Raw genomic sequence first — 18405 nt, 5'->3', positions numbered from 1 at the left:
GAGAGGCCGATCCGGGCAAGGGAGTACCGTCGCCGCGACCCGAGCGGGTCGTGCGAGGTGGGGGATGAGGGTGTCGTCGGGGTGTCGACCCGGGATCAGCCGGCGACGAACTCCCGTCGTAGTGCAGGTTTGTCGATCTTGCCGACGGGGTTGCGAGGCAACTCGTCCAGGAGGTGGACCGTGCGGGGCAGTTTCACTCGGGCCAGCCGGGTCCGGAGGTGCTCGGTGAGATCGTCGGAGTCGGCGGTCGCCCCGGGATGCCTGACGACGTAGGCGACCGGGACTTCGCCGTACAGGTCGTCGGGGGCGCCGACCACCGCGCATTCGAGGACTGCGGGATGAGTCGCGAGCGCGGCCTCGATCTCTTTGGGATAGATGTTCTCGCCGCCCCGGATGATCATGTCCTTGATCCGATCCACGAGCGTCAGGTAGCCGTCCTCGTCGAGCACACCCACATCACCGGTGTGCAGGCGACCGTCGACGACCGTCGCGGCGGTGGCTTCGGGACGGTTCAGGTACCCGCGCATCACCGATGCACCGCTGATCACCACTTCTCCCGGCCGGCCGGGGGCCAGTTCGTGTCCCTCGGAGTCGACGATGGTGATCTGTTGGCCGGGCAGCGCCGGGCCGACGGTACCCAGCTTGCGGGGCCCGTCCAGCGGATTGCACGCCGATGCGCACGTGCCTTCGGTGAGTCCATATCCCTCGAGGACGGGGAACGGGAACCGCTCCTGCACCAGCGCGAGGAGCTCCCGCGAGATGGGAGCGGCACCGCAGATGGCGGCACGCACCGACGACAGGTCGGCGTCGACCGCCTGCGGCGATGAGACGAGGAGCGCGTAGATCGTCGGAACCGCAGAGAAGTAGGTGGGTCGCAGGGCGGCGACGTCGTCGAAGAACCTGCCGACCGAGAACTTGCCGGTGACACTCACCTGGCCGCCGGCCAGGAAGGGGGCCAGGACGCTGACACAGATCGCGTTGACGTGGAACAGCGGCAGGATCAGCAGCGCATGGTCGGCGGAGGTGAGCTTCAGGACCTGGACCATCGAAGCCGCCATGAAGTGCAGGTTCGCGTGGGTCAGCTGCACTCCCTTGGGTCGCCCCGTGGATCCGGAGGTGTAGATCAGGAGCGCGACGTCGTCGGCCGCCGGCGGGGTCGGCGGAGCCCATGAAGGGCTCGCATGCTCGGCCAGGTCGGCGACGTCCACGACGAGGCGCCCGGCGATCGGGCGGTCGGAGACGACGACGCGGACCCCCGCGTCGTCGAGTTGATAGGCCGCCTCCTCGTCGGTGAATGCCGGATTCACCGGGGTCGCGATTGCACCGAGCCGCCAGGCCGAGGCGATCACCAGGATGAGTTCGGCGCGGTTCGGCAGCACGGTGGCCACGACGTCCCCGGATCCGACGCCCGCGGCGGCTAACTGCTCTGCGACGCCGTCCACCCGATCGGCGAACTCCGCGTACGAGAACCCACCGCGATCGTCTCGAATGCATCGGGCATCGCCCCGGTCGGCGTTGTCCCATGGGAAGTACGACGGGCTTGAAGTCACTGGGGTCACCTTTCATGAGTGCTGTGATGGACAACACTACGAAGGTGTTCGGCGTGCGGCTACGGTCCGCGGAGCCAGACTTGGCGGCAGCCGTTGTGCCCGGAGCACAACAGCCGCTCGACCGTCAGGCGCGCACGATGTTGGGGCCGTCGACCCGGACCGCGACCTCGGTCAGCGGCCGGTCGGCGGGGCCGTTGGCGACGCTTCCGTCGAGGTGGAACTTGCTCCCGTGACACGGGCAGTCGATGGTGCCCTTGCGGACCGCGGTCAGGGCGCAGCCGGCGTGCGTGCACTTGGCCGTGAACGCTTCGAAATGACCGGCCGTCGGCTGAGTGATCACCACTTCGCCGGCGATCGCTCCGCCGCCGACCGGGATGTCCGACGCCGCGGCCAAGGTCCCCGCCGGGGCGCCGGAGGGCGGGGTGAGCGTCGCCTGCTGCGGCTCGGTGCCGCACGCGGTCAACGTCGCGCCGAGGGCGGTGGCACCGATCACCGCGCCGGCCCCGGCCACGAATCCGCGGCGCGAGACGGGACGAGGCGGTGTCGGCGAGTCGTCGGCGGCGGAGTGCTCGGAGGTCGGGCTGGACGAGGTCATCGGCGGGTCCTCATTCCTTGATCGGATTCGGTGTCGGCGTGCGTCCCCATGATGGCGCAACTCGCCGGGAATCTGCTGAGAGCCGCGCCGCGGCGGAACCTCAGACGCCGCGCACGGTCCCGTCGGGGTCCACCTGGAAGGCCGGATTGAAGACGAAGTCCCACCGGAATCCGTCCGGGTCGGCGACACAGGCGCTGGTACCGCCCCAGGACTGGGCCGTAGGGGGATTGATCGACGTCGCTCCCGCGGCCACCGCGACGTCGTACATCCGTTGAACGGTCGCAGCGTCGGCGACATTGTGACCCAGCGACATCGGGGGCGCCAGGGAGCCGTGTCCCACGGCGCCGTACTCGCTCGGCATCGACGCGACGTTCCACAGCGCGAGCATCAAGCCCGGACCCGCCTGCACGAAGGTGATCTCGCCGGGAACCGCGTGGATGAGACCGAACCCCAGGCCGGTGCAGTAGAAGTCGGTGGACGCGGCGACGTCCCGGACTCCGAGGGTGATCGCCGTGATCGGTGGGGGAGGTGTGGGCTCGGGCATCGATCGTCCGTCCGTCAGGGGTCGGCCCGTCGGACGCGGTGCGCTCGGCCGGGCGGGGCGTTCTGGCGGCCAGTCTAGTGCGGGAGGTTTCGCGGCCGCGGTCGTTTCCGGGGTGGCGACACCGTCCGGGGCGGTCGCGGCGTCGGCGACGGCGGGAGACTGTCGTACCTCGCGTCTACCCTGGGGGCATGGCATTTCCAGCGGAGAAACCGGTCGTCGCGCACTCGGAGTTCCGGCCGATCGGCGAGATCGAACGCACCGATGCGAAATTCGAGGTCGTCAGCGAGTACGAGCCCGCGGGTGACCAGCCGACCGCCATCGCCGACCTCGAGCGGCGGCTGAACCGAGGCGAGCGCGACATCGTCCTGCTCGGTGCCACGGGCACCGGCAAGTCCGCGACCACAGCGTGGCTGATCGAACGGATGCAACGGCCCACCCTCGTGATGGCGCCGAATAAGACGCTGGCCGCCCAGCTCGCGAACGAGCTTCGAGAGATGTTGCCGCACAACGCCGTCGAGTACTTCGTCTCGTACTACGACTACTACCAGCCGGAAGCGTACATCGCGCAGACCGACACCTACATCGAGAAGGACAGCTCGATCAACGACGACGTCGAGCGGCTGCGTCACTCGGCGACATCGAGCCTGCTGTCGCGGCGCGACGTCGTGGTGGTCGCGTCGGTCTCGTGCATCTACGGCCTGGGAACTCCGCAGTCGTACCTCGATCGATCGGTGGAGTTGTCGATCGGTGACACCATCGACCGTGACGCGCTGCTGCGGTTGCTGGTGGACGTCCAGTACACGCGCAACGACATGTCGTTCACGCGCGGCAGCTTCCGGGTCCGCGGCGACACCGTCGAGATCATCCCGTCCTACGAGGAGCTCGCGGTCCGGATCGAGTTCTTCGGCGACGAGGTCGACGCCCTCTACTACCTGCATCCCCTCACCGGTGATGTGGTGCGCAAGGTCGATTCGCTGCGGATCTTCCCCGCCACGCACTACGTCGCCGGGCCGGAACGGATGGCGAAGGCGATGGAGGGGATCGAGACCGAACTCGAAGAACGCCTCGCCGACCTGGAGGCCAAGGGCAAACTGCTCGAAGCGCAGCGCCTTCGGATGCGCACCTCGTACGACCTGGAGATGATGAGGCAGGTCGGCTTCTGCTCGGGCATCGAGAACTACTCGCGGCACATCGACGGCCGAGGCCCGGGAACCGCGCCCGCCACGCTGCTCGACTACTTCCCCGACGACTTCCTGCTCGTCATCGACGAGTCGCACGTGACCGTCCCCCAGATCGGCGCCATGTACGAGGGCGACATGTCGCGCAAGCGGAACCTCGTCGAGTACGGCTTCCGGCTGCCGTCGGCCGTCGACAACCGGCCGCTGACCTGGGATGAGTTCGTCGACCGCGTCGGGCAGACCGTGTACCTGTCCGCGACCCCCGGCGCGTACGAGCTCGGTCAGTCCGACGGAGAGTTCGTCGAACAGGTGATTCGACCGACCGGCCTGCTCGACCCGAAGATCGTCGTCAAGCCCACCAAGGGACAGATCGACGACCTGGTCCACGAGATCCGCGACCGCACCGAACGCGACGAACGCGTGCTCGTCACCACGCTCACCAAGAAGATGTCGGAGGACCTCACCGACTATCTGCTCGAGCTCGGGATCCGGGTGCGCTATCTGCATTCGGAGGTCGACACGCTCCGGCGCGTCGAATTGCTGCGGCAACTGCGCACCGGCGAGTACGACGTCCTGGTCGGCATCAACCTGCTGCGCGAGGGCCTCGACCTGCCGGAGGTGTCGCTCGTCGCGATCCTCGATGCCGACAAGGAGGGCTTCCTCCGCAGCACCACGTCGCTGATCCAGACGATCGGTCGCGCCGCCCGCAACGTGTCCGGCGAAGTGCACATGTACGCCGACCGGATCACCGATTCGATGGCGAATGCCATCGAAGAGACCGACCGCCGACGCGCCAAGCAGATCGCCTACAACACGGAGATGGGCGTCGACCCGCAGCCGCTGCGCAAGAAGATCGCCGACATCCTCGACAAGGTGTACGCCGAAGCGGAGGACGCCGTCGAGGTCGGCGGTTCGGGCCGGAATGCGAGCCGGGGGCGTCGAGCGCAGGGAGAAGTGTCCAAGGTCGCATCGTCCGGGGTGTTCGAGAACCGCGACACATCGGGGATGCCACGCGCCGAATTGGCCGATCTCGTACAACAACTCACTGATCAGATGATGAATGCGGCGCGCGACCTGCAGTTCGAGCTGGCGGGCAGACTGCGCGATGAGATCGCGGATTTGAAGAAGGAACTGCGCGGAATGGACGCTGCGGGTATCAAGTAACGCAGACCTGCACGGTCGTCGGGGTATGTTCATGTCGAGAAGGGCATACCCACTTCACATCTGGAGGGAAACACAAGCATGAGCGGTTACACCACGGTTGTGGTCGGCACGGACGGATCCGAGTCGTCGATGAAGGCCGTTGAGCGTGCCGGTGCCATCGCGAAGGACGCCACCGTCGTCATCGCCTGCGCCTACTTCCCGAATGACGGCCGCAGCGCCAGCGCCGCGTCGGACTCACTGGGCGACGAGGCCTACCAGGTGATGGGATCCTCGCCCACCGAAGAGATCCTCCGCACCGCCAAGGAGCGCGCGATCGCCGCCGGAGCGACCAAGGTGGTGCAGCGTGCGGTGCAGGGGGCACCCGTCGACGCGCTGCTGCAGTTGGTCGTCGACGTGCAGGCCGACCTGCTGGTCGTCGGCAACAAGGGCCTCAACTCCATCGCCGGCCGCCTGCTCGGCTCGGTGCCCGCGGACGTCGCCCGCAAGGCCGCCTGCGACGTGCTGATCGTTCACACCACGTAGGAGGGTTGCGCCGCGCTTCTTCAGGATGGTCGAGTAGCCCGCGAACGGAGTGAGCGAGTGTATCGAGACCCGGGTGTCTCGATACGCGGCCTCGCTGTGCTGGGTCGCTACTCGACCGGCCCGTGGGGTCTTGTGCTTGGCTTCGGGCGAGCTTCTTCAGGGTGGTCGAGTAGCCCGCGAACGGAGTGAGCGAGTGTATCGAGACTCGGGGGTCTCGATACGTGGCCTCGCTTCGCTCGGTCGCTACTCGACCAGCCTGTGGGGTCTGGTGCTTGGCTTCGGGCGAGTTTCCTCAGGGTGGTCGAGTAGCCCGCGAACGGAGTGAGCGAGTGTATCGAGACTCGGGGGTCTCGATACGCGGCCTCGCTTCGCTCGGTCGCTACTCGACCAGCCTGTGGGGTCTGGTGCTTGGCTTCGGGTGAGCTTCTTCAGGGTGGTCGAGTAGCCCGCGAACGGAGTGAGCGAGTGTATCGAGACTCGGGGGTCTCGATACGTGGCCTCGCTTCGCTCGGTCGCTACTCGACCAGCCTGGGGAGTCCTCGCTTCGCTTGGTCGCTACTCGACCGGCCTGGGGGGCGAGGGTATCGAGACCCGGGGGACCGTCAGCGGCCTGTCGGAAGATCTTTCAGATCCTCCGGCAGGCCGTTCTCGTGGACGACCACGACGCGTTGCGTCGCTCGCGTCAAGGCGACGTACAGGTCCGACAGTCCGCGCGGCGACTCGTCGATGAGATCGCGCGGTTCCAGCACGATCACGTTGTCGAACTCGAGTCCCTTCGACGCGGTGATCGCATGCACCGACAGGCCCGGGGCCACATCGGCCGCCGCGGCGCGGGCGTCGGCCGCATGGGCGTCGGCGACGATGATCGTCGTGAGCCCCTCCCATCCGGACTCCACTGCCAGCCGGGCGGCGACGACGGCACCCCCGCCCGTCGGTGCGTGGACCGCATACGGCTCGATGCCGTTGCTGCGCAACGATGTCGGCGGACGCTGATCGGGGCTGATGCGGGGCAGCAGGCGGTTGGCGTATCGAGTGATCTCGGACGGGGTGCGGTAGTTGACCGTCAGCTCCGCCAGCTGCCATCGCTTCGCGACGTACGGGGTGAAGACCTCCGACCACGAGGTGCTGCCCGCGGCGTCCCCGGTCTGCGCGGTGTCGCCGATGACCGTCATCCAACGGTTCGGAATCCGCCGCATGACCATTCGCCAGGCCATCGACGACAGTTCCTGCGCCTCGTCGACGATCACGTGCCCGAACGTCCAGGTCCGATCCGTGTACGCCCGCTCGGCAGTGGTGCGGTAGTGCGTGTGCTCCTGCCGCTGGGCGAGCTGCTCGGCGTCGATGAGGTCGTAGGCCATCAGGATCTCGGGGTCCAGGTCGTCCTCCAGGTCCTGCGGAGCCGACCCGGTCAGGATGTCGAGGGCGTCCTGGGCCTCCGACAACTGCTGGCGCCAGCGGGCGCGCTCGGCACGATCGGCCTCGTCGGTCCGATAGCCGAGCAACTCGGCCAGTTCGTCGAGCAGGGGGACGTCGCCCGGGGACAGATCGGCGTCGGCGGGCAGTGCAGCGCCGACCCGATGCAGTTCGGCTCGTTCGTCGTCCGTCCAACCCCGGGTCGAACGCCGCAGATAGGCGGGGTCCGCGTACAGGTCGCGCAGCAGGCCCTGCGGGGTCAGCTGCGGCCAGTACGCGGTGACGGCCGCGACGACGGCGTCGTCCAGTTCCAGCTCATGCCGGATGTCCTCCAGGTCGGCGCGCGTCAGCAGCTGCGAGCCGTCGAGCTGACTGGATCCGATCCGCCGGGCGTGCTGGGCGGCGAGCTCGTCGAGCGCGACGCGCACGAAGGTGCGCTGCGCCAGATTGTGGGCCTTGCGCGTCGATCGCGCTGCGGCTCGTGCCGCCTTGATCACGTCGTTGGAGATGTGGAGTTCGTAGCCGTCGAACCGGATCCGGACGTCGTTGCCGGGCAGCGACTGCCGTCCCCGCACCGCCGCGCGCAGCACGGCGAGCATCCGCTGATCGCCCTTGAGCGAGGCCGCGGCGCGCGTGTCGACGCCGGCGGCGTGGATGTCGGGGAACAGGTCGCCGATCGTCGACAGCAGCACCCCGGTCTCGCCGAGCGAGGGGAGCACCTGGCCGATGTACCGGAGGAAGTCGTCGTTGGGGCCGATGATCAGCACGCCGCTGCGCGAGAGGATCTCCCGGTGCGTGTACAGCAGGTATGCCGCGCGGTGCAGGGCGACGGCCGTCTTCCCGGTGCCGGGTCCGCCCTGCACGACCAGCACGCCGCGGTGGGTCGACCTGATGATCTGGTCCTGCTCACGCTGGATGGTCTCGACGATGTCGGTCATCTCGCCGGTGCGTGCCGCGTTGAGCGCGTCCACCAGCGCCGACTCGTTGACGACGTTCGTCTCCGCGCGGTCGCCGTCGATCCGGCCCGACTGCAGATACTCGTCGGACACGCTGCGGACCATGCGCGAGCGGGTGCGGATGTGCCTGCGGCGGTCGACACCCTCCGGTGCGGTCGGGGTCGCCAGGTAGAAGGGGCGGGCGAGCGGAGCTCGCCAGTCCAGCAGCAGCGTGGTGTCGTGATCGTCGTCGTCGAGGATGCCGATGCGGCCGATCCGTCGGATTCGTTCGGCGGGGTCGACGCCATCTGCATCCGTGGCGAGATCTGCATCCGCAGCGAGGTCGAGCCGCCCGAAGTACAGATTGTGTTCGGCCGCATCGAACTTCGCGAGGTCCTCGTTGTACATGCGCTCGTACGACTCGCGCTCCGAGAGCGCCTGCGGGGTGCCCGCCGACTCGCGCAGCGTCTCACCGAGGCGGCGTCGCGTGGTGGCGCGCATCCGGTCCAGCCGCGCGTACACGGCGTCGAGGTGGGCTTGCTCCGGTGCGATTCGTGCATCGGGAGCGGGCGCGGCGGTCGAAGAATGGGGGTCTGACGCTGTCACAGTCGTTCCATGTTACCGACGAAACCGGGCGTTGCGCCGCATCGTGAGCGGCGCAACGCCCGTCGGATCAATACGTCAGCTGCTTGCGCCAGCGCCGAGCCTGGGCGACCGACTCCTCGCCCGCCTTGACTGCGAGATCGCGGGCCTCCGCGGCGACCGCCGGAGCGCGGTCGGCGATGTCGGCGGCCGTCTCCTGCACGTGCTGGCGGACGTTCTCGACGACGCCGGGAGCGGCTTCGACGGCCTCGCTCGCACGCGCTCGCGCGGCGTCGGCCAGGTCGGCGGCGCGGCTCTTGAGTTCGGCGGTGGGGATCCGGTCGACGATCTCGTGCATGCGCTGTGCGTCACCCCGATGCTTGGCGACCGCTGCGACGACCGATTCCTCGGCGTCGACGAGATGCTCGGCGCGGTCGAGCTTGCGTCGAGCACGCCAGCCCAGCGAGGGCTTGCCCTCGGTGTCGGCCGAGGAGATCAGCACGCCGCCGAACAGGCCGAGGTTCTTGACGAACGACGACTGCTTCATCGTGCGCAGCGCCGGATCGCTCTCGTTCCAGAAGTCGCTCGCGAAGAACGTGGTCGGGACCAGCGTGCCGGCGAGCACCGCCGACGCGACCCGCGGGGCCTTGCCGGCGGCCAGCGCCAGGCCGGCGCCGATCTGCACGGCTCCCGCCACCTGGATGGCGGTCTGCGAGGTCGCCGGAAGCGGCGTGGCCGAGGCTCCAGCGCCGGCCGACGGGCCGCCGGGCGAACGGACGGCTTCGGCGCCCGATGCGACGAATGCGGCGCCGAGCATGGGTCGTGCGATCTTGCGTAACAGCATGGTGCAGTGCCTTCCAGTGGGGGATCAGATGGATGTGGTGGTCTGTCGTGCAGCGGGCCGAGGCCCCCTTCTCGCAGACGGTACCGAACGGTCTAATCGGGCGTCTGGGGTCCGGGACATCGATGCGGCCTCACCAGCCGCGCGCCCGCCATTCCGACAGCTTCGGCCGTTCGTCGCCCAGCGTGGTGTCGACCCCGTGCCCCGGGTACACGGCGGTGTCGTCGCCGAACCGGTCGAAGACCTTGGCGATGACGCCGTCGAGGAGGATCTCGAAGTCGCCGGGCTGCCATGTCTTGCCGACGCCGCCGGGGAACAGGGAGTCGCCGGAGAACAGGTGTACTCGGCCGGACTTCTCGCGCAGCGCGAGCATCACCGAACCCTCGGTGTGACCGCGGATCCCGATGACGTCGAGCACGAGGTCGCCGACGGTGACCGTGTCGCCGTCGACGAGCGTGCGGTCCGGATCCAGGGGGAGCTCTTCGGCGTCGGCCGCGCCGACCGCCGTCGGCACCTGCAGGACGCGATGCACCTCCTCGAGGCCCTGCCAGTGGTCGAAGTGGCCGTGGGTCGTGAGGATCTGCTCGACCGACCCCGGCAGCTGGTCGATCAGCGAGAGGATCGTTTCGGGGTCGTTGGCCGCGTCGATCAGCAGGCCGGCGCCGGTCGCGGTGTCGGTCACCACGTACACGTTGTTGTCCATCGGTCCGACCGACATCTTGACGATGGTCGCGTTGTCGAGGACCCGCCGCTGCGCGTGCGCGCCGTGATGGTCGGGATCGGGGGAGACGTTGCCGGTGTAGTCGTCGGTCAGCTCAACCTGGATGCTCATGCCCCCAGGGTAGCCAGATGCACGCGACGCCCAGCCGGAATTGTCGGTGGGTCCGCGTACTGTGGCAGCGGATAATTCTGCGAGGAGAACGTGAGGAACTTCTGTGGTTGATCGCCTGATCGTCCGGGGCGCGCGTGAGCACAATCTGCGCGGCATCGATGTCGACTTGCCGCGGGATTCGCTGATCGTCTTCACCGGGCTGTCCGGCTCGGGCAAATCCTCGCTGGCCTTCGACACGATCTTCGCCGAGGGTCAACGCCGGTACGTCGAGTCGCTGTCGGCGTACGCGCGCCAGTTCCTGGGGCAGATGGACAAGCCCGACGTCGACTTCATCGAAGGCCTCTCGCCCGCGGTGTCGATCGACCAGAAGTCCACCAACCGCAACCCGCGCTCCACCGTCGGCACCATCACGGAGGTGTACGACTACCTGCGTCTGCTGTACGCCCGCGCGGGCACCGCCCACTGCCCGGTGTGCGGCGCCAAGATCGAACGGCAGACGCCGCAGCAGATCGTCGACCAGGTCCTGGCGATGGACGAAGGCGTCCGCTTCCAGGTGCTCGCGCCCGTGGTCCGCAGTCGCAAGGGCGAGTTCGTCGACCTGTTCGCCGAACTGCAGGTGCAGGGTTTCGCTCGCGCGATGGTCGACGGCCAGGTGCACCAGCTCGCCGAGCCGCCGAAGCTGAAGAAGCAGGAGAAGCACGACATCGACGTCGTCGTCGACCGTCTCGTGGTGAAACCGTCGGCGCGGCAACGACTCACCGACTCGGTCGAGACGGCGCTGCGGTTGGCCGACGGGATCGTCGTCCTGGACTTCGTCGACGTCGACGAGGCCGACCCGGACCGGCAGCGGCGATTCTCCGAGAAGATGGCCTGCCCGAACGCGCACCCGATAGCCATCGACGATCTCGAGCCGCGGTCGTTCTCGTTCAACTCGCCGTTCGGGGCGTGCCCCGAGTGCGACGGCCTGGGCGTCCGCAAGGAGGTCGACGAGTCGCTGGTGGTGCCCGATCCCGAACTGACCCTGCGCGAGGGCGCGATCGCGCCGTGGTCGACCGGCCACAACGCCGACTACTTCCTGCGGCTCATCGAGGGTCTCGGCGACCAGATGGGCTTCGATCTGGACACCGCGTGGGAGTCGCTGCCGAAGAACGCCCGCAAGGCGCTGCTGACCGGCTCCGACCATCAGGTGCATGTCCGCTTCCGCAACCGTTACGGCCGGACCCGCTCGTACTACACCGAGTTCGAGGGCGTGATGGCGTTCCTGACGCGCCGCGCCGACACCACCGAGTCCGAGCAGATGAAGGACCGGTACGAGGGGTACATGCGTGATGTCCCCTGCCCGGCGTGCCACGGTGCGCGACTGCGCCCGGAGATCTTGTCGGTGACCCTCGACCACCCGATCCACGGTGCCAAGTCGATCGCCGACGTCACCTCGCTGTCGGTGGCCGAGTGCGCCGAGTACCTGGACGGTCTGGTCCTCGGCGAGCGAGAGGCGGCGATCGCGGGTCGCGTCCTCAAGGAGGTGCAGGCGCGCATCACCTTCCTGCTCGACGTCGGCCTGGAGTACCTGTCGCTGTCGCGGGCGGCGGGCTCGCTGTCCGGTGGTGAGGCCCAGCGCATCCGGCTGGCGACGCAGATCGGTGCCGGGCTGGCGGGGGTCCTGTACGTCCTCGACGAGCCGTCGATCGGCCTGCATCAGCGGGACAACCGCCGGCTCATCGACACCCTGGTCCGACTGCGCGACCTGGGGAACACGCTGATCGTCGTCGAACACGACGAGGACACCATCCGGGCCGCCGACTGGATCGTCGACATCGGGCCGCGCGCGGGGGAGCACGGCGGCCGCGTCGTGCACAGCGGCAGCTATCAGGGGCTGCTCGACAACCCGGAATCGATCACCGGCGCCTACCTGTCCGGTCGTGAGGTGCTGCCGGTCCCCGAGATTCGCCGACCGGTCGACAAGAAGCGTCAAGTGACCGTCGTCGGTGCCACCGAGAACAACCTCAAGGGCATCGACGTGTCGTTCCCCCTCGGCGTCCTGACCGCGGTCACCGGCGTCTCCGGGTCGGGTAAGTCGACCCTCGTCAACGACATTCTGGCGACGGTGCTGGCGAACAAGCTCAACGGCGCGCGACAGGTGCCCGGCCACCACAAGCGGATCAAGGGACTCGAACACCTCGACAAGCTGGTCCAGGTCGACCAGTCGCCGATCGGTCGCACCCCGCGCTCGAACCCGGCCACCTACACCGGCGTCTTCGACAAGATCCGCACCCTGTTCGCGGCCACCACCGAGGCCAAGGTGCGGGGTTACCAGCCCGGCCGCTTCTCCTTCAACGTCAAGGGCGGGCGCTGTGAGGCCTGCACGGGCGAGGGCACCATCAAGATCGAGATGAACTTCCTGCCCGACGTGTACGTGCCGTGCGAGGTGTGCCACGGGGCCCGTTACAACCGCGAGACGCTCGAGGTGCATTACAAGGGCAAGACGATCGCCGAGGTGCTCGACATGCCTATCGACGAGGCCGCCGAGTTCTTCGAGCCGGTCACCTCGATTCACCGGTACCTCAAGACGCTCGTCGACGTCGGTCTCGGCTACGTCCGACTCGGACAGCCGGCGCCGACCCTGTCGGGCGGTGAGGCGCAGCGCGTGAAGCTGGCGGCCGAACTGCAGAAGCGCTCCACCGGACGCACCGTCTACATCCTCGACGAGCCCACGACCGGTCTGCACTTCGAGGACATCCGCAAGCTGCTGCTGGTGATCAACGGACTCGTCGACAAGGGCAACACGGTCATCGTCATCGAGCACAACCTCGACGTCATCAAGACCGCCGACTGGATCATCGACATGGGACCCGAAGGTGGCAGCGGGGGTGGAACCGTGATCGCGCAGGGCACCCCGGAGCAGGTCGCGGCGGTCGCCGACAGCCACACCGGCGGCTTCTTGAAGGAGCTGCTGCCGCAGTAGGGGAAGCGGGGGCGGTGAACGTCGGGGGAGCACTCCGGCGGCGTCGTCCATCCGAGATGCTGTCGCCCTGCTCACCGCAGACGGACTCGTTCTTCGCTGAACCGCCGGTCGCTGCACCGCAATCGGACGGCACGCCCCGACCTCGACGAAGCGACGGTCGGCAGTGAAAGAGGTGGAAAAAGACCTAAATCTAGACTAGATTGTGCCCATTTTGCGGGTAGAATTTACGCATGACGACAGTACCGCTCGGAGAAGCCAAGGCTCGCCTGTCGGCACTCGTCGACAGTGCTGAACAGACACACGACCGGATCACCATCACCAAACACGGCAAGCCTGCCGCCGTCCTCATCTCCGTCGACGACCTCGAAGAGCTCACCGAGACGATTCACTGGTTGTCCCGTCCTGGCGTTCGGGAGACCATCGCGGCCGGCGACCGCGAGTACGCGGCCGGCAACACCACGTCGTTGGCCGACCTCCGGGCCGAGCTGGGGCTTGCCGAGTGACAGACGGCCCCTACCGGGTCGAGTTCGCCTCAGCGGCTAAACGTGCGCTCACCCGACTGTCCGGGCGCATGGTCCATGCCGTTGTCGAGTTCATCGCCGGCCCGCTCGCAGAGAACCCGCACCGCCTCAGCAAACCGCTCCGCGACGAGCTCGACGGTCTCCGCAGCGCCCGACGCGGGTACTACCGCGTGCTCCTTCGGATCGACGAGCCTCAACACACCATCGTCGTCCTCGACATCGGACACCGCTCACATATCTACCGCACATGACCGAACTGAAACAGGTGGCGAACCGATCACCCGGCTGAAGTTCAACCGCCTACAGCCCCATCGACTTCCGGATCTCGGCCAGCTTGTTCTTCGCCGCCTCGTCGCGTTTGGCCATCGCCTCGTCGACGGCCGCGGCCTCCGGCGAGGACTCGGCGAGCTCCTCGCTGCCGATCGCGGTGGCCGTCCGCTTCTCGATCTTCTCGCGCACATGGTCGAAGGTCGGGACACCGCGTTCGGTGTACCCGGTCACGTCCTCGAACGACGGTGCCCGCACCGACGGGGCGGCTTCGGGTGCGGGCACGATCTCGGCGTCGAAGGTCTCGTCGGGGTCAGACGAGAAACCAGGGGCGCCGGACGGGAAGCCAGGAGTGGTCATGGCTCCACGGTAACGCGGTCGGGGCGCGGTGTGTTCGGTCCCCGACCGGTTTCAGGCCTTGACCGGGCCGGTGAACTGCTCGCCCGGCCCCTGACCCGGTTCGTCGGGATATGCGGAGGCCTCGCGGAAGGCCAACTGGAGTGCGCGAAGGCCGTCCTGCAGCGGCTTGCGGTGCATCCCCAGATCTCCGAGCGAGGCGACGACCAGGCCGGCGAGTGCGCTGATCAGCGCCCGGGCCTCGGGCAGATCGATGGTGTCGGGGTCGGCGCCCTCGGCGAGGCCGAGCTTCTCTGCGGCCGAGCTCATGAGCATGACCGCCGACCGGGTGATGACCTCGATCGCGGGAATGTCGACGAGATCGCGGACGTTGTCCTCAGCAGCCGGTCCGGGCGCGACGTGCGCGTTGTCGTCCGACGGGGACTGATCGGGGGAATAGGAGTTAGGGCTCACGCCTGATAGAGTGTCACAGTATGACCGCCTCGGCTCACGCCGGGGTAGCAAGAGGATTCTTCGAGTCCCACCGTGCGGCGCCGTCTCTGACGAGCAGTTTCACGGTTCCGGTCACACCGTCGCCAGTCGATGAACCAGAGGATTCTGGGTCTCGGCGGGCGCAATGGTGTTCTCGGCCTCGAAACCTCCTCTCGCTTGCCAGTCCATGGTCGGCCACATGAGAAAACATTGATCGAGGAGGCCACATCAGCACTGATACCCGCATCAACGAGCGCATCCGCGTCCCCGAGGTCCGTCTGGTCGGACCCGGCGGCGAGCAGGTGGGCATTGTGCGTGTTGAAGATGCGCTTCGCCTGGCTTACGAAGCCGACTTGGACCTGGTAGAGGTCGCGCCCGACGCGCGCCCGCCGGTGTGCAAGATCATGGACTACGGCAAGTTCAAGTACGAGGCAGCGCAGAAGCAGCGCGAGTCCCGCCGTAATCAGCAGATGACCGTCGTCAAGGAGCAGAAGCTCCGCCCGAAGATCGACGACCACGACTACGAGACCAAGAAGGGTCACGTCGTCCGGTTCCTCGAAGCGGGATCGAAGGTGAAGGTCACGATCATGTTCCGCGGCCGCGAGCAGTCCCGCCCCGAGCTGGGCTTCCGCTTGCTGCAGCGCCTGGGCAACGACGTCGCCGAGTACGGCTTCATCGAGACCTCGGCCAAGCAGGACGGTCGCAACATGACGATGGTCCTCGCCCCGCACAAGGGTGCGAAGACCCGCGCCAAGGCGCAGCAGCCGCAGCAGGACTCCTGACCGCCGGCGCAGTCGAACCAACACACGACAAGTAGTAGTGGGCCTGGACCCGACCGAAGCGATTCGGCCGGGACTCAGGTTCGCCCGAATGAAGGAAACCCATGCCGAAGAGCAAGACCCACAAGGGCACCGCGAAGCGTTTCAAGGTGACCGGTAGCGGCAAGATCGTCCGCGAGAAGGCCGGCAAGCGCCACCTCCTGGAGCACAAGTCCTCGCGCGTCACCCGTCGCCTCAGTGGCACGACCGTGGTGAGCGACAACGACGCTCCGCGCATCAAGCGCCTGCTGAACCGCTGATTTTTCCGCTTTAAGACTTTTAGAAGGACACTGACTAATGGCACGTGTGAAAAGGGCTGTCAACGCCCAGAAGAAGCGCCGCTCCATCCTGGAGGCGTCGAAGGGCTACCGCGGACAGCGCTCGCGCCTCTACCGCAAGGCCAAGGAGCAGCAGCTCCACTCGATGACCTACGCCTACCGCGACCGCAAGGCGCGCAAGGGCGACTTCCGCAAGCTGTGGATCACCCGCATCAATGCGGCCGCGCGTGCGAACGACATGACCTACAACCGGCTGATCCAGGGCCTCAAGCTCGCCGGCGTCGAGGTCGACCGCAAGGTGCTCGCCGACATCGCCGTCACCGACCCCGCGGCCTTCACCGGCCTGGTCGAGGTCGCTCGCGCCGCACTGCCGGCCGACGTCAACGCGCCTGTCGCCTGATCTGATTCAGATCGCACGTGACGCGTAACCGACCCGCGACGGATGTTCTCACCGAACGTTCGTCGCGGGTCGTCTCGTTGGCGAAGCTGCATCGGGCCTCGGTCCGACGCACCGAACGCCGATTCCTGGCGGAGGGTTTCAACTCCGTCGACGCCGCCCTCACCACCGGTCGGGCTCGGCAGCTGCTGGTTCGCGAAGACGACGCCGCCCGCCACGACGACCTCGTCGACAGGGCCCTGGCCGCGGGGATCGACGTCCACCGGCTCGATCGGCGCGCGGCGGCCAAGCTCGCCGAGACCTCGACGACGCCGGGTGTGTTCGCGGTCTGCGAACTGCTGACCGTTCCGCTGGCCGAGGTGCTCGCCGCCGGGCCCCGACTGCTCGTGATCGCCGTCGAACCCCGCGAGCCGGGCAACCTGGGGACCTTGACTCGTTGTGCCGACGCGATGGGCGCCGACGCGGTGATCCTGCTGGGCGACTCCGTGGACCCGCACAACGGAAAGAGCGTGCGGGCCAGCGCAGGCAGCGTCTTCCACGTGCCGATCGTGCGCGACGCCGACGTCGCCGGGGGACTGGCGGCGGTCGCGGCGACCGGCATCGACACCCTGGCCACCACGATGACCGGCGAACTCAGCCTCGACGAGGCCGACTCGGTGCTCGAACGTCCGCACGCCTGGCTGTTCGGCAACGAGGCGCACGGCCTGCCCGACGACGTGCTCGCGCAGGCCGCCCACCGAGTGCGGATTCCGCTGCGCGGGCGCGCCGAGAGCCTCAATCTCGCGGCGGCGAGCGCCGTCTGCCTGTACGCCAGTGCGCGCGTGCAGAACTCCTGAACCGCCTGCGCAGTAAGATCTCGCCGTGCACATTCTGTTCAGCTACGGCACCCTGATGGACCCCGCGGTGCAGGAGGGCGTCTTCGGGCGGCCGATGCCCACCGCGCCCGACTCGCTGCCCGGCTTCCGGGTCGAGACGGTCCGCATCACCGACCCCGAGGTCGTGGCGCTGAGCGGACTCGGCGTGCATCTGCTGCTCCGTGCGGGCCGGCCCGAGGAGCGCGTCGCCGGCGCCCGCCTGGAACTCGACGACGCCGGCCTCGCCGCAGCCGACGACTACGAGGTCGACGACTATCGACGCGTCGAGGTGACCTTGACGTCCGGGTGCCGTGCCTGGGTGTACCTCGCGGCCGATGAAGCCCCGGCCGTCGGGTAGATAGGGCAGCATTACTTAAGTTAGGTAACGCTACTATCGTCTGGTGGGAATGATTGAGTCCGACCGAAGGGTACGCGCGTGACGGCTTCTACGCAGACAGAGGAACTGACCGAGAACGGGGCGGGGGCGACGGCCGCCCGACTCCGGGCCGAGGCGCTGACCGTCGGCTACGACGGCACGACCATCATCGATGGACTCGAGGTGGCGATCCCGACCGGTCGGGTCACGACCATCGTCGGACCCAACGGGTGCGGGAAGTCGACCCTGCTGCGAACCCTGTCGAGGCTGCTCAAGCCGAGCGCAGGCAAGATCCTGCTCGACGGCGCCGACATCGACGGACTCCGACCGAAGCAGGTCGCCCGCACCCTCGGGCTGCTGCCCCAGAACCCGGTCGCGCCCGACGGATTGACCGTCGTCGACCTGGTCTCGCGCGGTCGGCACCCGCATCAGTCGTGGTACCGGCAGTGGTCGCGGGACGACGAGGCGGCGGTCGCCGAGGCGATGGCGCTGACGTCGACGACCGACCTGGCCGACCGCGCCGTCGACTCCCTGTCGGGCGGGCAGCGCCAACGCGTGTGGATCGCGATGACCCTCGCCCAGCAGACCGATCTGATCCTGCTCGACGAGCCGACGACCTATCTCGACCTGGCGCATGCCGTCGACGTTCTGGATCTGGTCGACGAACTCCGCACCGATTACGGCAAGACCGTGGTGATGGTGCTGCACGATCTGAATCTGGCCGCCCGCTACAGTGATTCGCTCATCGTGATGCGCGACGGCGCCATCCTGGCGACCGGATCGCCGACCGAGGTCCTCACCCCCGAACTGCTCGGGCGGGCCTTCGGGCTGAAGTCGTCGATCATGACCGACCCGGTCGGCGGCACCCCGATGGTGGTGCCGATCGGCCGACGCGGTGCCCGCGTGCATTGATGCACCCGGGCCGGTGCCGCGGGAGCGATGCCGCAG

19 protein-coding genes are annotated in these 18405 nt (G+C 67.9%); 11 read left to right on the top strand and 8 right to left on the bottom strand.

Features of this window, described 5'->3' with window-relative positions; translation table 11 throughout:
• Positions 1-95: 95 nt before the first annotated feature.
• The 3 genes from AAFO60_RS19475 to AAFO60_RS19465 form a co-directional block, all read right to left on the bottom strand.
• Positions 96-1550 carry a class I adenylate-forming enzyme family protein gene (locus tag AAFO60_RS19475; protein WP_347957903.1) on the bottom strand — a complete coding sequence of 485 codons (1455 nt, stop codon included), beginning with the start codon at positions 1548-1550 and terminating at the stop codon, positions 96-98.
• Positions 1551-1674: 124 nt separating this feature from the next.
• Entirely contained in the window at positions 1675-2145 is a 471-nt protein-coding gene (locus AAFO60_RS19470; RefSeq protein WP_347957902.1) for a Rieske (2Fe-2S) protein, read from the bottom strand.
• Between the two features lie 100 nt (positions 2146-2245).
• Complete coding sequence (locus AAFO60_RS19465; protein WP_347957901.1) at positions 2246-2689, bottom strand: VOC family protein; 444 nt, start codon at positions 2687-2689, stop codon at positions 2246-2248.
• A gap of 188 nt (positions 2690-2877) precedes the next feature.
• Here AAFO60_RS19465 and uvrB point away from each other — a divergent pair, with 188 nt between their 5' ends.
• Together uvrB and AAFO60_RS19455 are read left to right on the top strand one after the other, a co-directional pair.
• Positions 2878-5031, top strand: a complete 2154-nt coding sequence (uvrB, locus tag AAFO60_RS19460; protein WP_347957900.1) for an excinuclease ABC subunit UvrB — start codon at positions 2878-2880, stop codon at positions 5029-5031.
• Positions 5032-5109: 78 nt separating this feature from the next.
• Entirely contained in the window at positions 5110-5553 is a 444-nt protein-coding gene (locus AAFO60_RS19455) for a universal stress protein (protein WP_347957899.1), read from the top strand.
• Positions 5554-6155: 602 nt separating this feature from the next.
• Here the strand turns inward: AAFO60_RS19455 and AAFO60_RS19450 are convergent.
• The 3 genes from AAFO60_RS19450 to AAFO60_RS19440 form a co-directional block, all read right to left on the bottom strand.
• Entirely contained in the window at positions 6156-8507 is a 2352-nt protein-coding gene (locus AAFO60_RS19450) for a HelD family protein (protein ID WP_347957898.1), read from the bottom strand.
• Positions 8508-8574: 67 nt separating this feature from the next.
• On the bottom strand, positions 8575-9327 hold the full coding sequence (locus AAFO60_RS19445; protein WP_347957897.1) for a DoxX family protein: 753 nt from the start codon (positions 9325-9327) through the stop codon (positions 8575-8577).
• Between the two features lie 130 nt (positions 9328-9457).
• Complete coding sequence (locus AAFO60_RS19440; RefSeq protein WP_347957896.1) at positions 9458-10156, bottom strand: MBL fold metallo-hydrolase; 699 nt, start codon at positions 10154-10156, stop codon at positions 9458-9460.
• A gap of 103 nt (positions 10157-10259) precedes the next feature.
• Between AAFO60_RS19440 and uvrA the strand changes: the two genes are divergently transcribed.
• From uvrA to AAFO60_RS19425, 3 genes are all read left to right on the top strand, one after another.
• The gene (gene uvrA / locus AAFO60_RS19435) at positions 10260-13118 is read left to right on the top strand and encodes an excinuclease ABC subunit UvrA (RefSeq protein WP_347957895.1); all 2859 of its coding nucleotides are present in this window, start codon (positions 10260-10262) and stop codon (positions 13116-13118) included.
• A gap of 230 nt (positions 13119-13348) precedes the next feature.
• The gene (locus tag AAFO60_RS19430; RefSeq protein ID WP_347957894.1) at positions 13349-13621 is read left to right on the top strand and encodes a type II toxin-antitoxin system Phd/YefM family antitoxin; all 273 of its coding nucleotides are present in this window, start codon (positions 13349-13351) and stop codon (positions 13619-13621) included.
• A gap of 68 nt (positions 13622-13689) precedes the next feature.
• Positions 13690-13890, top strand: coding sequence for a type II toxin-antitoxin system RelE family toxin (locus AAFO60_RS19425; RefSeq protein ID WP_432211729.1), 201 nt, complete (start codon positions 13690-13692; stop codon positions 13888-13890).
• A 49-nt stretch (positions 13891-13939) separates the two neighbouring features.
• Here AAFO60_RS19425 and AAFO60_RS19420 read toward each other — a convergent pair whose 3' ends face one another.
• The gene (locus tag AAFO60_RS19420; protein WP_347957892.1) at positions 13940-14266 is read right to left on the bottom strand and encodes a hypothetical protein; all 327 of its coding nucleotides are present in this window, start codon (positions 14264-14266) and stop codon (positions 13940-13942) included.
• Between the two features lie 51 nt (positions 14267-14317).
• Positions 14318-14716 carry a DUF1844 domain-containing protein gene (locus AAFO60_RS19415; protein WP_347957891.1) on the bottom strand — a complete coding sequence of 133 codons (399 nt, stop codon included), beginning with the start codon at positions 14714-14716 and terminating at the stop codon, positions 14318-14320.
• A 227-nt stretch (positions 14717-14943) separates the two neighbouring features.
• Between AAFO60_RS19415 and infC the strand changes: the two genes are divergently transcribed.
• The 6 genes from infC to AAFO60_RS19385 all read left to right on the top strand — a co-directional run bounded on the left by infC (position 14944) and on the right by AAFO60_RS19385 (position 18369).
• On the top strand, positions 14944-15516 hold the full coding sequence (infC, locus tag AAFO60_RS19410; RefSeq protein WP_347957934.1) for a translation initiation factor IF-3: 573 nt from the start codon (positions 14944-14946) through the stop codon (positions 15514-15516).
• Positions 15517-15617: 101 nt separating this feature from the next.
• Positions 15618-15812, top strand: coding sequence for a 50S ribosomal protein L35 (gene rpmI / locus AAFO60_RS19405; protein WP_347957890.1), 195 nt, complete (start codon positions 15618-15620; stop codon positions 15810-15812).
• Positions 15813-15849: 37 nt separating this feature from the next.
• Entirely contained in the window at positions 15850-16230 is a 381-nt protein-coding gene (rplT, locus tag AAFO60_RS19400; RefSeq protein ID WP_347957889.1) for a 50S ribosomal protein L20, read from the top strand.
• Positions 16231-16247: 17 nt separating this feature from the next.
• Entirely contained in the window at positions 16248-17063 is an 816-nt protein-coding gene (locus tag AAFO60_RS19395; protein ID WP_347957888.1) for a TrmH family RNA methyltransferase, read from the top strand.
• A gap of 25 nt (positions 17064-17088) precedes the next feature.
• Positions 17089-17439, top strand: a complete 351-nt coding sequence (locus tag AAFO60_RS19390) for a gamma-glutamylcyclotransferase family protein (RefSeq protein WP_347957887.1) — start codon at positions 17089-17091, stop codon at positions 17437-17439.
• A gap of 78 nt (positions 17440-17517) precedes the next feature.
• Positions 17518-18369: an ABC transporter ATP-binding protein gene (locus AAFO60_RS19385; protein ID WP_347957886.1), complete on the top strand. Its 852-nt coding sequence runs from the start codon at positions 17518-17520 to the stop codon at positions 18367-18369.
• The last annotated feature ends 36 nt before the right edge of the window (positions 18370-18405 follow it).

Source organism: Gordonia aichiensis, from assembly GCF_039946255.1.
GTDB classification, from domain to species: Bacteria; Actinomycetota; Actinomycetes; order Mycobacteriales; family Mycobacteriaceae; genus Gordonia; species Gordonia aichiensis_A.
The sequence above is the reverse complement of the archived record's forward strand: the minus strand, read 5'-3'. Positions and strand labels throughout refer to the sequence as shown.

What these genes read in the sequence shown, in the direction of transcription:
- AAFO60_RS19470 (WP_347957902.1), bottom strand. Translation starts at nt 2,145, where the DNA reads ATGACCTCGTCCAGCCCGACCTCCGAGCACTCCGCCGCCGACGACTCG.
- AAFO60_RS19465 (WP_347957901.1), bottom strand. Translation starts at nt 2,689, where the DNA reads ATGCCCGAGCCCACACCTCCCCCACCGATCACGGCGATCACCCTCGGA.
- uvrB (WP_347957900.1), top strand. Translation starts at nt 2,878, where the DNA reads ATGGCATTTCCAGCGGAGAAACCGGTCGTCGCGCACTCGGAGTTCCGG.
- AAFO60_RS19455 (WP_347957899.1), top strand. Translation starts at nt 5,110, where the DNA reads ATGAGCGGTTACACCACGGTTGTGGTCGGCACGGACGGATCCGAGTCG.
- AAFO60_RS19445 (WP_347957897.1), bottom strand. Translation starts at nt 9,327, where the DNA reads ATGCTGTTACGCAAGATCGCACGACCCATGCTCGGCGCCGCATTCGTC.
- AAFO60_RS19440 (WP_347957896.1), bottom strand. Translation starts at nt 10,156, where the DNA reads ATGAGCATCCAGGTTGAGCTGACCGACGACTACACCGGCAACGTCTCC.
- AAFO60_RS19430 (WP_347957894.1), top strand. Translation starts at nt 13,349, where the DNA reads ATGACGACAGTACCGCTCGGAGAAGCCAAGGCTCGCCTGTCGGCACTC.
- AAFO60_RS19425 (WP_432211729.1), top strand. Translation starts at nt 13,690, where the DNA reads ATGGTCCATGCCGTTGTCGAGTTCATCGCCGGCCCGCTCGCAGAGAAC.
- AAFO60_RS19420 (WP_347957892.1), bottom strand. Translation starts at nt 14,266, where the DNA reads ATGACCACTCCTGGCTTCCCGTCCGGCGCCCCTGGTTTCTCGTCTGAC.
- rpmI (WP_347957890.1), top strand. Translation starts at nt 15,618, where the DNA reads ATGCCGAAGAGCAAGACCCACAAGGGCACCGCGAAGCGTTTCAAGGTG.
- rplT (WP_347957889.1), top strand. Translation starts at nt 15,850, where the DNA reads ATGGCACGTGTGAAAAGGGCTGTCAACGCCCAGAAGAAGCGCCGCTCC.